13 protein-coding genes are annotated in these 12144 nt (G+C 64.7%); 7 read left to right on the top strand and 6 right to left on the bottom strand.

The features are described 5' to 3' along the window. A complete protein-coding gene (locus tag CH293_RS16710) occupies positions 1-426 on the top strand; it encodes a DUF4307 domain-containing protein (RefSeq protein ID WP_037105772.1) in 426 nt (141 codons plus the stop codon). Positions 427-680: 254 nt separating this feature from the next. Further along, entirely contained in the window at positions 681-1175 is a 495-nt protein-coding gene (greA, locus tag CH293_RS16705; protein ID WP_026347856.1) for a transcription elongation factor GreA, read from the top strand. Between the two features lie 64 nt (positions 1176-1239). Here the strand turns inward: greA and CH293_RS16700 are convergent, their stop codons facing one another. The 4 genes from CH293_RS16700 to CH293_RS16685 form a co-directional block, all read right to left on the bottom strand. After that, the gene (locus CH293_RS16700) at positions 1240-2031 is read right to left on the bottom strand and encodes an ABC transporter permease (protein WP_019665481.1); all 792 of its coding nucleotides are present in this window, start codon (positions 2029-2031) and stop codon (positions 1240-1242) included. After that, positions 2028-2996: an ATP-binding cassette domain-containing protein gene (locus CH293_RS16695; protein ID WP_206539350.1), complete on the bottom strand. Its 969-nt coding sequence runs from the start codon at positions 2994-2996 to the stop codon at positions 2028-2030. The genes CH293_RS16700 and CH293_RS16695 overlap by 4 nt, the downstream gene beginning before the upstream one ends. A gap of 265 nt (positions 2997-3261) precedes the next feature. Further along, positions 3262-4419, bottom strand: a complete 1158-nt coding sequence (gene ilvA / locus CH293_RS16690) for a threonine ammonia-lyase (RefSeq protein WP_255122893.1) — start codon at positions 4417-4419, stop codon at positions 3262-3264. Positions 4420-4478: 59 nt separating this feature from the next. Next, positions 4479-5624 (bottom strand): NAD(P)/FAD-dependent oxidoreductase, encoded by a 1146-nt coding sequence (locus CH293_RS16685; RefSeq protein WP_094720864.1) that lies wholly within the window; start codon positions 5622-5624, stop codon positions 4479-4481. A gap of 75 nt (positions 5625-5699) precedes the next feature. Here CH293_RS16685 and CH293_RS16680 point away from each other — a divergent pair, with 75 nt between their 5' ends. From CH293_RS16680 to CH293_RS16660, 5 genes are read left to right on the top strand one after another with little or no spacing between them, the layout of a single operon-like run. Beyond that, a complete protein-coding gene (locus CH293_RS16680) occupies positions 5700-6143 on the top strand; it encodes an Asp23/Gls24 family envelope stress response protein (protein WP_094720863.1) in 444 nt (147 codons plus the stop codon). Beyond that, positions 6140-6448 (top strand): hypothetical protein, encoded by a 309-nt coding sequence (locus CH293_RS16675; RefSeq protein ID WP_094720862.1) that lies wholly within the window; start codon positions 6140-6142, stop codon positions 6446-6448. The genes CH293_RS16680 and CH293_RS16675 overlap by 4 nt, the downstream gene beginning before the upstream one ends. Beyond that, positions 6445-6624, top strand: a complete 180-nt coding sequence (locus CH293_RS16670) for a hypothetical protein (protein ID WP_019665488.1) — start codon at positions 6445-6447, stop codon at positions 6622-6624. The genes CH293_RS16675 and CH293_RS16670 overlap by 4 nt, the downstream gene beginning before the upstream one ends. After that, the gene (locus CH293_RS16665) at positions 6617-7591 is read left to right on the top strand and encodes a DUF6286 domain-containing Asp23/Gls24 family envelope stress response protein (RefSeq protein WP_094720861.1); all 975 of its coding nucleotides are present in this window, start codon (positions 6617-6619) and stop codon (positions 7589-7591) included. Before CH293_RS16670 ends, CH293_RS16665 begins: the two co-directional genes overlap by 8 nt. Beyond that, positions 7588-8127 (top strand): hypothetical protein, encoded by a 540-nt coding sequence (locus CH293_RS16660; RefSeq protein ID WP_094720860.1) that lies wholly within the window; start codon positions 7588-7590, stop codon positions 8125-8127. The genes CH293_RS16665 and CH293_RS16660 overlap by 4 nt, the downstream gene beginning before the upstream one ends. 34 nt (positions 8128-8161) lie before the next feature. Here the strand turns inward: CH293_RS16660 and CH293_RS16655 are convergent, their stop codons facing one another. Further along, positions 8162-10648 (bottom strand): polynucleotide kinase-phosphatase, encoded by a 2487-nt coding sequence (locus CH293_RS16655; RefSeq protein WP_094720859.1) that lies wholly within the window; start codon positions 10646-10648, stop codon positions 8162-8164. Next, on the bottom strand, positions 10645-12027 hold the full coding sequence (locus CH293_RS16650; protein WP_255122890.1) for a 3' terminal RNA ribose 2'-O-methyltransferase Hen1: 1383 nt from the start codon (positions 12025-12027) through the stop codon (positions 10645-10647). Before CH293_RS16650 ends, CH293_RS16655 begins: the two co-directional genes overlap by 4 nt. Positions 12028-12144: the final 117 nt, after the last annotated feature.

The following is a 12144-nucleotide window of genomic DNA, read 5'->3' as shown; positions in this document are numbered from 1 at the left end:
ATGACTGCCACCCTCCCCGAAGGCCGCTACCCGGCGTCGAGCTCGCGGCGGGGAGTTGCACCTCGGACGAGAAATCTCCTGCTCGCCGTGGTCGTGTTGGTGGGACTCGTGGTCGCGTATCTCGCCTACCAGCGATTCTCGGTACAGGACGTCGAAGGCAAGGCGTTGACGTTCGACCTCGTCGACGACGAGACCATATCCATCGGCTTCAGTGTGACTCGGGCCGATCCCCAGCAGGAGGCCGTCTGCATCGTGCGAGCACGTTCGCGTGACGGTTCGGAGACCGGCCGACGCGAGGTGCTCGTACCCGGTTCTTCGGATCAAGAAGTGCAGTTGACCACTGTCCTGCGTACGTCCCAACCGCCGGCTGTCGGGGATGTCTACGGTTGCAGCACGAATGTCCCCGAGTATTTACGGGCAGGCTGACCTCCCGCCGTCTCGTGGTAAGATTGGCCGGTACACGGTTCCGCACTGGAACCGTGTATTGCTGCATTGACGGCCTGCGGGGTGCGAATAGACGGCCCTGTAAGACGCTACAGCGACCGCTACGGCAGCCGGCTCAGGCAGTGGGCCGCACCAGGGGGATCCACCCAATACCCGGGGGACCCGCCTAGACGCATGCCTCCGTCAGCAACAGACCGGGAGTCCACCGCGACTTCGACTACAAGGGAGTGATCGAGATGACCGAGACCCAGGTGACCTGGCTTACCCAGGAATCCCACGACAGGCTCAAGAGCGAACTCGACCAACTCATTTCCAATCGCCCGGTCATCGCCGCCGAGATCAACGAGCGACGCGAAGAGGGCGATCTGAAGGAGAACGGCGGCTACCACGCTGCACGCGAGGAGCAGGGCCAGCAGGAGGCTCGCATCCGTCAGCTGCAGGAGCTGCTCAACTCGGCGAAGGTCGGCGAGGCGCCTACGCAGTCCGGTGTGGCTCTACCCGGATCCGTCGTCAAGGTCTACTACGACGGCGACGAGTCCGATACCGAGACGTTCCTCATCGCCACTCGTGAAGAGGGTGCTCGCGACGGCAAGCTCGAGGTCTACTCCCCCAGCTCGCCGCTGGGTGGCGCGCTCATCGACGCTAAGGTCGGCGACACTCGCGAATACGCTCTGCCGAACGGCAAGACCATGAAGGTCACGCTGCTCAGCGCGGAGCCGTACCACACGTAAGAGTCGGCATACGACGAGAAAGCCCCCGACCGTCTGCGGTCGGGGGCTTTTTCGTGCCTCGGTGTCAGGCGGTGAGAGTTCTCTCGTACTTACGCACGGAGAGCGGCACGAAGATGACGAGGAACAGCACGACCCAGATCAGCGTGTAGAGAATCGGGTTCTGCAGTGGCCAGGCTTCCGGCGGTGGGGCGAGCGGGTTGGTGTTGCCGAACAGTTCACGTACGGCAAGTGCGACCGAAGAAATGGGATTCCACTCGGCGATGGTCTTGAGTACCGTCGGGAAGCCTTCGATGGGCACGAAGGTGTTGGCGATGAACGTCAACGGGAAGATCACGATGAACGACGCGTTGTTGAAGATCTCCGGCGAGCGGACGGTCAGGCCCACGAACGCCATCACCCAGGAGATGGAGTAGGCGAACAGCAACAGCAACACGTAGCCGGCCACGGCTTCGAGGAACGACGACGTGATGCGCCACCCGACGATCAAACCGGTGATGGACATGATCGTGATCGTCACGATGTTGTTGCCGACATCGGCTGCAGTTCTGCCGATTACAACAGCGGACCGTGCCATCGGCAGGGATCGGAACCTGTCCATCACGCCCTTCTGTAGATCCTCGGCGAGCGAGGACCCGGTGATGGATGCACCGAAGATCATGGTCTGCACGAAGATGCCTCCCATGAGGAAGCTCTTGTAGTCGACGCCGGGGATGTCGATGGCGCTTCCGAACACGTAGGCGAACAGCAGCACGAACATGATCGGCGACAGCGTCGCGAAGAACAGAAGATCCGGAACTCGCTTGAGCTTGATCAGGTTCCGTTTGGTGATGATGAGGGAATCGCGCAGCACGCTCATTTCTCTTCCTCCACTGCTTGTTCGTCCTCGGCGGCGCGGCCGGTGAGGGTGAGAAAAACGTCGTCCAGATTCGGCCGCCTCAGCCCGACGTCGACGACGTGGATGTCGGCTTCCTTCAATGCGACGAGGGCGGTCGTCAGATCGTCGGCTCCGCCACTGACCGGCATGCCGAGTCGACGGGTCTGCGCGTCGTACGACGGCGCGTCGAGGCCGATGGGAGTAAGGATCTCGAGCGCGCGGTCTTTCTGCGATGCGTCGGTGAGAACGAATTCGAGGCGTTCACCACCGACCTGCGCCTTGAGCTGATCCGCTGTGCCCTCGGCAATGATCGACCCCTTGTCGAGCACGATGATCCGATCGGCGAGGCGGTCCGCTTCCTCGAGGTACTGCGTCGTCAGCAGAATAGTCGTGCCGTCCTTGACCAGGTCGGAGATGAAGTCCCACATCGCCATTCGACTTCGGGGGTCGAGGCCCGTCGTCGGCTCGTCGAGGAACACCACCTTCGGCCTGCCGATGAGGCTGGCCGCGATGTCGAGGCGACGACGCATACCGCCGGAGTACTGCTTCGCGGTCCGGTCGCGTGCGTATTCCAGATCGAAGCGAGCGAGCAACTGATCCGCCCGTGTCTTCGCTTCTGCCTTCTTCAGGCCGAACAGCCTGCCCACCATCTCCAGGTTCTCGTACCCGGTCAGGTATTCGTCGACGGCCGCGAACTGTCCCGTGAGTCCGATGGTGTTACGAACCTCGTTCGGGTTGTCGCCGACGTCGATTCCGTGTACCCGCGCGGACCCTGACGTAGCTTTCAACAGGGTCGCGAGGATGCGGACCGCCGTCGTCTTCCCCGCCCCGTTGGGTCCGAGGACGCCCAGAACCGTGCCCTCCGGCACGGAGAAACTGATTCCGTTCAGCGCCGTGTTCTTGCCGTACTCGAGTACCAAATTCTCGACTTCGATGGCGTTCGCCATGATCTGTTCCCCATTCATTTGGTGCTTACGTACTGCAGACTCGATACCCGACGAGAACTCATCGGCCCACCCGAGAACCGACGACGGAGATCCTACGTGCAGCCGCCGACAATCTCTTGCTTCGTCGCCGAACCAGCGCAGCACTATGCGTTTCCGGTCGACGACGTGCTGTTCGAGGGGTGTACTTCCTCGATCCGGGTGGGAACTACCTCGAGATCATCACGAAGCGGTATTTCTGACCGGCCCGGGAGTACGGACGTCGCGTCTAGGACGTGGTGTCGACGGCGAATCCCGCGGTGCCGAGTGCGTCGAGGACGTCCTGACGATGCGCTGGGCCGCGGGTTTCGACGGTGAGCATGACGTCCACTTCTTCGAGTCCCAATTGACCGCCGGTGCGGGAGTGAACGACGTCGACGACGCTTGCGCCGACTCCCTTGACCACGTCGAGGAGCCCGATCAGTCCGCCGGGTCGGTCCGAAATAGTCACGCGCACAGCCAGGTAGCGTCCTGCGGCTCGCAGTCCGTGCGTGATGACGTGGGTCAGCAGGAGTGGGTCGATGTTGCCGCCGGACAGGATGGCACACACCGGTCCGTCCAGCCGGAGGTCCTGCCTGGTCATCAGTGCGGCCACGGCGGCCGCACCTGCGGGCTCGACGATCAGTTTCGCTCGTTCGATGCAGAGCAGCAGCGCTCGGGACAGCGCGTCTTCGGAGACCGTCACGATCTCGTCGACGCGGTCCACCACGTGGTCGAACGGAACGCTGCCGGGTAGGCCGACCGCGATGCCGTCGGCCATCGTCGACATCGACTGTGCGGCAACGGGGTGACCGGCTTTCAGCGATACCGGCCACGCGGCGGCGCCTTCGGCTTGCACGCCGACGACGCGGACGTTCGGCTTGTGCAGGTGAACCGCTGCTGCGACGCCTGCCAGCAATCCACCGCCGCCCGTCGGAACGACGATGGTGCCGACGTCGGGCATCTGACGAAGTAGCTCGGTCCCCAGAGTTGCTTGTCCCGCAACGATGTCCGAGTGGTCGAACGGGTGGATCAGCACGGCGCCGGTACGAGCGGCGAATTCGTGCGCGTGCGTGAGCGCTTCGTCGACCGTGCGGCCGGTCAGGTGGACGTCCGCGCCGTAGGCCTTGGTGGCGACGAGCTTCGGCAACGAGACGCCGGTGGGCATGAAGACCGTCGACGTCGTACCCAGCTGCGTTGCAGCCCAGGCGACGCCTTGCGCGTGGTTGCCTGCGCTGGCGGCCACTACACCGTGTGCACGTTCCTCCGGCGAGAGCCGTGCTATGCGGTTGTACGCTCCGCGCGGCTTGAAAGAGCCTGTGCGCTGCAGGTTCTCGCATTTGAGTCGCACTTCGTGCCCGGTCAGATCGGACAGAATCCGTGAAGCCACGACAGGGGTTCTTCGCATGACCGGCTCGAGCAATTCCTCGGCGTCGGCGATGTCCGACGCAGTCAGCAGCGCACCGCTCACGTGGGCTGACCGATCTTCGCACGCATCTTCATCACTGCTCCCGCCATACCGGCGCCGACCACGGCCGTAAGAATTCCGTCACGGACGTAGTATGCCAGGAATTTTCTACCGTCGTCCTCGACGATCTCGACGGAATCATCGGCCGATGGGCTTCCGAGCGCCTGGATCTTGACGTCGTACTGATCACTCCAGAAGTACGGGACGGCAGGCCGAGGTGCCGCCGGTTCCTTGCCCAGCAGAGCCGGAACCATGACGCGAACCTGGTCACCGACGTTGCTCCAGTGCTCGACCCGTCGGCGACCGTGCTGCGGGTGATCCCAGGCTGCGACGTCGCCGACCGCCCAGACGCCTCGAACATCGGTGCGGCCGTACGCGTCGGCGACGACGCCGTTGTCGACGGTGACTCCCGATGCCTCCAGCACCTCGACCACCGGCGTCGAACCGATTCCGATTACCACCAGGTCTGCCGCGAGTTCCGTTCCGTCGCTCAGCACGACGTGCGTCACGCGCTCCGTTCCGCGCAGAGTGTCGACACCGACGCCGGTGCGCACCGTCACGCCCTCGTCGCGGTGAAGCCTCGACACCAGCTCGCCGACGTCGGAACCGAGGACCGACGCGAGCGGGGTCGCTTGCGGCTCGACGAGCGTGACGTCGACGCCGAGGTGCCGTAGCCCTGCGGCGACCTCGCATCCGACGAACCCGGCCCCCACCACGACGGCGCGTGCAGCGGCAGAGGCGTCGCGGCGCAACGACTCGGCGTCGTCGCGGCTGCGAAGGACGTGCACTCCGTCCAGGTCGGGCAGCGACGGCACCCGTCTCGGCCGTAAGCCCGTCGCGATCACGAGTTGGTCGTACGGGAGCGTCGAGCCGTCGGCCAGCTCGAGCATCGTGTTCTCGGTGTCCACCCGGACGACTGCAACACCCAACCGCAGCTCTATGCGGTTCTCGGCGAAGTACTCCTCGTTCTCGAAGGTTGTGTCCTCGCGCTCCCCGCGGATCACCTCTTTCGACAGGGGCGGCCTGTCGTACGGAAGGTGGGGTTCGTCTCCGACGAGCACAAGCCCGCCGTCGTACCCCTGTTTGCGCAGTTCCTGAGCCGTGCGTAAACCGCCGAGGCCTGCTCCTACGATCACGATCGTCATGGGGGAATCTCTACCAGAGAACCAACTCCGTCCACTGAGCAACGGCGGCCCGGTTGCGCGTCTACGATCGAGACCATGAGCACAGACCCCAGCTTCGCGGCCGCCAGTTCGGCCGCGCTGACCACCACGCAGGGTCGAACGATCATCGCCGACGCGGTCGTCGCGAAGATCGCCGGAATCGCGACGCGGGAGATCGACGGCGTCCACGACGTCGGTGGCGGGACCGCTCGGGTCGTCGGTGCGCTCCGGGACCGCATCCCCGGCGCCCGCGTCAACCACAGCCAGGGCGTCGCCGTCGAGGTCGGTGAGAAACAAGCTGCCATCGACATCGGCATCGTCGCCGAGTACGGCGTCGCATTGCACGAACTGGCGGCCGGCATCCGACGTAACGTCATCACCGCCGTCGAGCGGATGACGGGGCTCGAGGTCACCGAAGTGAACATCACCGTCTACGACGTCATCCTGTTCGACGAGCTCGAGACCGGCGTGGACCCGGACGTCGCGCCTCGGGTCCAGTGAGCGCGGAAGGGGATTACCAGCTCGCCGACGCCATCGCCGCCGCCGCGACGACCGTGTCGGGCGTAGCAGGCCTGCACGCCGGGGAGTTCGGCGAGATCGCGACCTATCTGCCCGGCCGAAAGGTCGTCGGTGTCCGCGTCGACGACGAGCGGTGCGAAGTGCACATCACCGCCGAATATCCGTCCGACGTACACGGCGTCGCTCGCGGAGTTCAGGCAGCGATCGGGCAGCTGGTGTCGGTGCCCGTCGCAGTCGTCGTCGAGGACATCGATTCAGGGGACATCGATTCAGGAGAGGGTTCATGAGTTACACCGTCGTCGGACTGCTCACCGGTCTGCTGCTGGCTCTCGCCGGGATCATCGGTGGATTCAGCGGATTCGTGCTCGCACTGTTCCTCGGCGCGGTCGGGTTGGCGGTCGGCGCTCACTTCGACGGTCGCCTCGATCTGACGTCCCTGCTCCGCAGCCGCGGCCGTGGCTGACGGCGGCAAGGACGTAGCGACCCCGAGTGCCGATCCGGGCTTCGTGGCCGACGAGGTCCCGGGAACCGGCGGCCCCGGCACGCTTGTCATCAAGGAGCGCGCCGTCTCCCGTGTGGCTGTCGCCGCGGCGCTGACCGTCCCTGCTGTCGTAAGGCAGGTCGGCGGGATGTCGAAGCTCACCGGACGTGAGCTGCCGCGTGCGGACGTGTCCGTCGGCGAGCATTCGGTGTCGGTCAATCTGTACGTGGCATTGGCCTGGCCCTGCCGGATCGCCGACGCCGGGGCTGCGATCGCCGAGAAGGTCGGGCGGGCGTTGAACGACATCATCGGTCTGCCGCTGCATCAGCTCAACGTTCTGGTGGTCGGTACGTCGCCCGCTGGTTCGCCTGAACCGTCTGCGCCGTCCGACGCTGCTGCGTTTCGTCCGAGGCCCCCGACGGCGAGCCCGGCCGCTGTACCCATCACCCTTGTCCTGTCGCTCGTCCTGCTCGGTGTCGCCTTCGTCGCCGGACGAGAGTTCCTGATCGCGCACGACACCATCGACGGCGCACCGTGGATCGCCAACGCCGTGAACTGGATCGCGGAGTTGCATTGGCAGCCATGGATGATCGGTGCGGCCGCTGCCTGCGTCGTGGTGGGTTCGATACTCGTCGTTCTCGGCCTGAAGCCGCGGACGAAAACTCACACGGGCGCTGGGTCGAAGGCGTCGCAGTACCCCATGGTGTGGTTGCGTCCCACCGACGTCGCCCGGATCTGTAGCGATCATGCGGGCTCGGTGCCCGCCGTGGATTCCGCGCGGACCACCGTGACGCCGAAGCGGGTGACCGTCGACGTGCATCGTGCCGCCGGTAGTACCTCCGGTTCCACTGCCACGGTCGAATCCGTCCGCGCTGCAGTGGAACCCACAGTTGCATTGCTGGCCGACACCAGGACCGTCCGCGTCCGAGTGAAGGAGAGCAAGGCGTGAAGCGCGCGACAACGTTGATCGATCGCCTACTGGTGACGCTTCTCGGCGTCGCACTCGTCGGCGCAGGGGCGTTCGCGGTCGCGTGGTACTACGACGTTCCGTTCGCCGTGGAATCCCTGTCCAGATTCGACCGTGACGTCTTCGCAGCGTTTCCTGCGCAATCGTGGTGGGAGGCCGCACTGGCCGCGACCGCCGTCGTCGGCACACTCGCCGCCGTCGCGCTCCTGATCGGGAACCTCTCCCCCAGAAGAACAGGAACCGTCGAGATCTCGACGAGCGAATCTTGTTCGCTACGAATCGACCTGGGAGCGTTGGCCCGTGGCATCGCCGCGGACCTCGCCGACTTCCCCGGCGTCGAATCGGCCCGGGGTCGAGCCATCGACGATCGCGGCACGCCCACATTGGCCGTCACAGTGCAGACGTCACCGGGCATCGACATCGAGGCATTCACTCGTACTGCCGAAGAACGCGCCGCTTACCTCGCCGGCGCAGTCGAGGGCAGCGATGTAGCTCTGCGGGTGCAGCTGCACGTCTGAGCGCGCAACTGCACCCGTGGGGCGAACACTGCAGTCACAGGCGAGGATCCACGGGCTCGGATTCCATGGCGAGCACCGCGAACACTGCCTGGTGCACTCGCCACAGCGGTTCGTTCGCGACGTGGCGTTCGAGCGCCTCTATTCCCAGAGCGTATTCACGCAGCGCCATCGACTGCTTGTGTGCCAGGTTGCGTTCGCGCAGCGACGCAAGCCTCTCGGGTTCGGTGTACTCCGGTCCGTAGATCAGCCTCAGATACTCCCTCCCGCGAACCTTGATGCCCGGTTGCACTTTTCCCCGCGGGCCGTTCGCGGCAGGTTTGACCACCATTCCCTCACCGCCCTGTGCGGTCAACTCCTCCCACCACCGTGCGCCGGCTGCTGCGGATTCCTCGGAAGACAGGTCGACGGCGGTTCGTCGTGTGGTGGTGAACAGCGCCCCGTCGTGCTGGACGAGCCTGTCCGCGCAGTCGAGGTGCCAGCTGTGCGGTCGGTCGACATGTACGCCCTTCCGCGTCGCCAACACTTGAAACGGAGCCAACGACACACCGTCGAGACCTGAAGTGGGCCAGACGTATCCGCGGTACGCGTCGATGAACGCATCGATGTTGCGTGCACGCGAGGCGCCGCGGCGAACTCGATCCTGGACCGGAAGACCTCGCGCCGAAGCACGTTCGAGTACCGATGCTTCGGCGGCGAGATCCGCCCGGGCCGCGGCCCCGACGGCGGCATACTGGGTGCGGATCAACCCCTCCGCCTTCACCGACCACGGCATCAGCTCACTGTCCAGAATCGCCCAGTCCGTGTCGAGCTCGGTCCACAACCCGGTCGCCTCGAAAGATCTGTCGACGGCCGACAGCAGCTCACGGGTGAGTACCTCGTCGAACACTCGACGGCCGGTCCGGGTGTACGCGGTACCGTCGCCACCGCGGTGAAGCACGACGACGACCCGCGAGCCCATGTGCTTCTCCTCGCAGATCACCTCCCTGACGCCCACTGAGCGATAGGCATCGAACGCCTCGGTCGGATACTCGAGGTACCCCTCCCGCTTCGACGACGCACAGGGCGCCATGGTCGGCGGGAGGTATCGGAGCCACTCGGGAGCAACGGCAAACCGACTCATCACCTCCAGCGCACCCGCCGCGTTGTCCGCGCGAATGCTGACTCGACCTCGTAGCGCCGTCTCGACACCCGTCGGCCCGACCACATCGGTGAGATCGAGCGAGTTCTCCTCTCGCACGAAGCCTCCGAGGGGTTTCGCCGGCGCGTACCACTGCTTCTCGGCCGGTACGGACACGACTTCACGCTCCGGGTATCGCAGAGCCGTCAGCTTCCCACCGAAAACACACCCGGTGTCCACACACATCGTGTTGTTCAGCCATTCGGGCTCCGGAACCGGAGTGTGGCCGTACAGCACGGTCGCGGAGCCCCGGTAGTCCTGGGCCCACGGGTAACGAACCGGCAACCCGAACTCGTCGGTCTCGCCGGTGGTGTCACCGTAGAGAGCAAAACTACGAACTCTGCCCGACGCCCGGTTGTGGTACTTCTCGATCAGCCCCGCGTGTGCGACGACGAGCCTTCCCTCGTCCAGGACGAGGTGTGCGACGAGGCCGTCGCAGAACCTCAGGACTTCGCCTCGGAACTCCTCGGACTCCTCTGTCAGTTGCGCCAGTGTTTCTTCCAGCCCGTGGGACACAGTGACCTTGCGGCCGCGTAGAGCCTGCACGAGCTTGTGCTCGTGGTTGCCTGGAACGGCAAGTGCCTCACCGGCACCGACCATTCCCATCACCAGCCGAAGCACGCCGACCGAATCCGGACCGCGGTCGACGAAGTCCCCGAGGAACACCGCAGTTCGCCCCGGCGGTGGGACGGCACCTGCCACGCGTCCTTCCTTGTCGACTCTGATCCGGTAACCGAGCTTCGTGAGCAGAGCACGCAGTTCATCCAGACAGCCGTGGATGTCACCGATGACATCGAACGGTCCTGTTTCGCTCCGGCGATCACTTCGGAGCGGTGTCCGTGTGAAACTCGCGTGTTCCACTGCGTCGATGCCGCCCAGGACGTGGACGGTACGAAAGCCTTCCTTCGACAGACCTCTCATCGACCTGGCCAGCTGCTGATGCTGACGCCGCAGCACATCGCGGCCGAAGTCCCTGTCCGCGCGAGCGTCGTTACGCTGCGCACACACTGCCTCCGGTACATCCAGCACGACCGCGACCGGAAGCACATCGTGGTCACGAGCAAGCTTCACCAATGCTTTCCGAGCTGCAGGCTGGACGTTGGTGGCGTCGACGACCGTCAACCGACCAGCGACGAGCCGCTTGGCGACGATGAACTCCAGAAGTTCGAACGCATCCTTCGTCGCACTCTGCAGATTCGGGTCGTCGCTCACCATGCCACGGCACGTGTCACTCGACACCGTTTCGTACGGCCCGAAATGCTGTGCGGCGAAGGACGACTTACCCGATCCGCTGATCCCGACGAGCACCACGAGTGCCAGGTCCGGGATGTCGTACTGCGTCATACCGTGCCCTCCGTCCTACTGAAGATCGCCATCTGCGTCGGTGCGCCGACGCGCTCGTCGACCGGACCGATGCTCTCGAACCGCGCGACATACCCCTCGATTCCGTCGGCCCACCGCTGAAACTCTGCGCGGGTGAACTCGAACCGGTGGTCGGGGTGCCGGAACTCGCCCGGCGCCAACCCGTCGTACAGGATGTTGTACTCACTGTTCGGCGTCGTGACGAGAACGAACGTGGGCCGCGCTTCACGAAAGACCGATCGCTCGAGTGACTCCACCCTGTCCTGGTCCACGTGCTCGATCACTTCCATCAAGACGAACGCATCGACACCGAACAGTCGCGAGTCACGGTAAGTCGCCGAGGACTGCAGCAGTTCGATTCGGCCGCGCTGACGGTCGGGAAGATCGGCCACACGTAGCCTTCGTTCTGCGGCGTCGAGTGCGCGCGCACTGACATCGACACCGACGATCCTCGCAAACGATGTGTCTGCCAACAGCTCCCGCAGAAGCCGGCCTTCTCCGCAGCCGAGATCCACGATGCTGCTCGCCCCGATGGTACGGAGCGCGGCCAGCACTGCCCGCGCGCGCAGTTCACCGAGCGACGGGTCACGCGGAGCAGGCTCCTGCCGTGGAGCATCCACCACCAGGCGATCGAGTGCGTACGCAACCAGTTCACGGCGGTGCTTGAGGTAGCGCTCGGTGATCAGATCGGCGTGCGGATGATCGGCCAACCACTCACCCGCTGCTCGAACGAGCTTGTCCGCCTCATCCTCACCGACCCAGTAGTGCTTGACGTCGTCGAGTACCGGAAGCAGTACGTACAGCTGCTTCAGAGCATCGGAGACAGTGTGGATTCCGGTGAGGGTCAGATCGACATAGACGGAGTCACCCCAGCGCGGGATCTCCACGTCCAGTGGTATCGGCGTGGCAAGGACCGACCAGCCGAGCGGCTCGAACAGGTTTCTCGCGAGCTCACTGCCTCCCCGACACGGAACGGATGGCAGGTTGATCGACAGCGCCAGTTCGAGATTCGGCAACTCGGGCCTCGCCGTGCACGTACCTGCCATCGCCTGCTTGAACACCCGTGAGAGCGCCACCGCCAGCAACGATGCACCGGCATACGGTCGATCGTTGACGTAACGGCCCAACGCGAACTCGCTCGGCGAATACTTCGGAAGCGTCTTACCGAGTTCGACGGGATCGACGTCGAGAACCACCGCTACACAAGTCGATTCAGCACTTGCGTCCGGGTAGAACACCGTTGCCGACCCGACCGACAACCCGAACGTCTGCACCTTGTCGGGGTGCTTGTGCAACAGAAAACCGAGATCGGTGGTGTCGGTGAAATCGGTTGTCGCGTCCGCGGTCATAGTCAAGAGCACGCGGTCGACGTTACGGGACGCTCGGTCGGGTTGCGCGGCATTTTTCCTCGACCACCAGGACTGCACAACGAAAAGCGGCACCCACCCGAAGGTGAGTGCCGCTCTCGGTGTAGCTAG

Source organism: Rhodococcus sp. 14-2470-1b (genome assembly GCF_002259415.1).
Taxonomy (GTDB): Bacteria; Actinomycetota; Actinomycetes; order Mycobacteriales; family Mycobacteriaceae; genus Rhodococcoides.
This window is presented reverse-complemented; position numbering and strand designations above follow the sequence as displayed.

Coding starts and splice junctions, on each gene's coding strand:
- CH293_RS16710 (WP_037105772.1), top strand. CDS start 1: ATGACTGCCACCCTCCCCGAAGGCCGCTACCCGGCGTCGAGCTCGCGG.
- greA (WP_026347856.1), top strand. CDS start 681: ATGACCGAGACCCAGGTGACCTGGCTTACCCAGGAATCCCACGACAGG.
- CH293_RS16700 (WP_019665481.1), bottom strand. CDS start 2,031: ATGAGCGTGCTGCGCGATTCCCTCATCATCACCAAACGGAACCTGATC.
- CH293_RS16695 (WP_206539350.1), bottom strand. CDS start 2,996: ATGGCGAACGCCATCGAAGTCGAGAATTTGGTACTCGAGTACGGCAAG.
- ilvA (WP_255122893.1), bottom strand. CDS start 4,419: ATGCGAAGAACCCCTGTCGTGGCTTCACGGATTCTGTCCGATCTGACC.
- CH293_RS16685 (WP_094720864.1), bottom strand. CDS start 5,624: ATGACGATCGTGATCGTAGGAGCAGGCCTCGGCGGTTTACGCACGGCT.
- CH293_RS16680 (WP_094720863.1), top strand. CDS start 5,700: ATGAGCACAGACCCCAGCTTCGCGGCCGCCAGTTCGGCCGCGCTGACC.
- CH293_RS16670 (WP_019665488.1), top strand. CDS start 6,445: ATGAGTTACACCGTCGTCGGACTGCTCACCGGTCTGCTGCTGGCTCTC.
- CH293_RS16655 (WP_094720859.1), bottom strand. CDS start 10,648: ATGACGCAGTACGACATCCCGGACCTGGCACTCGTGGTGCTCGTCGGG.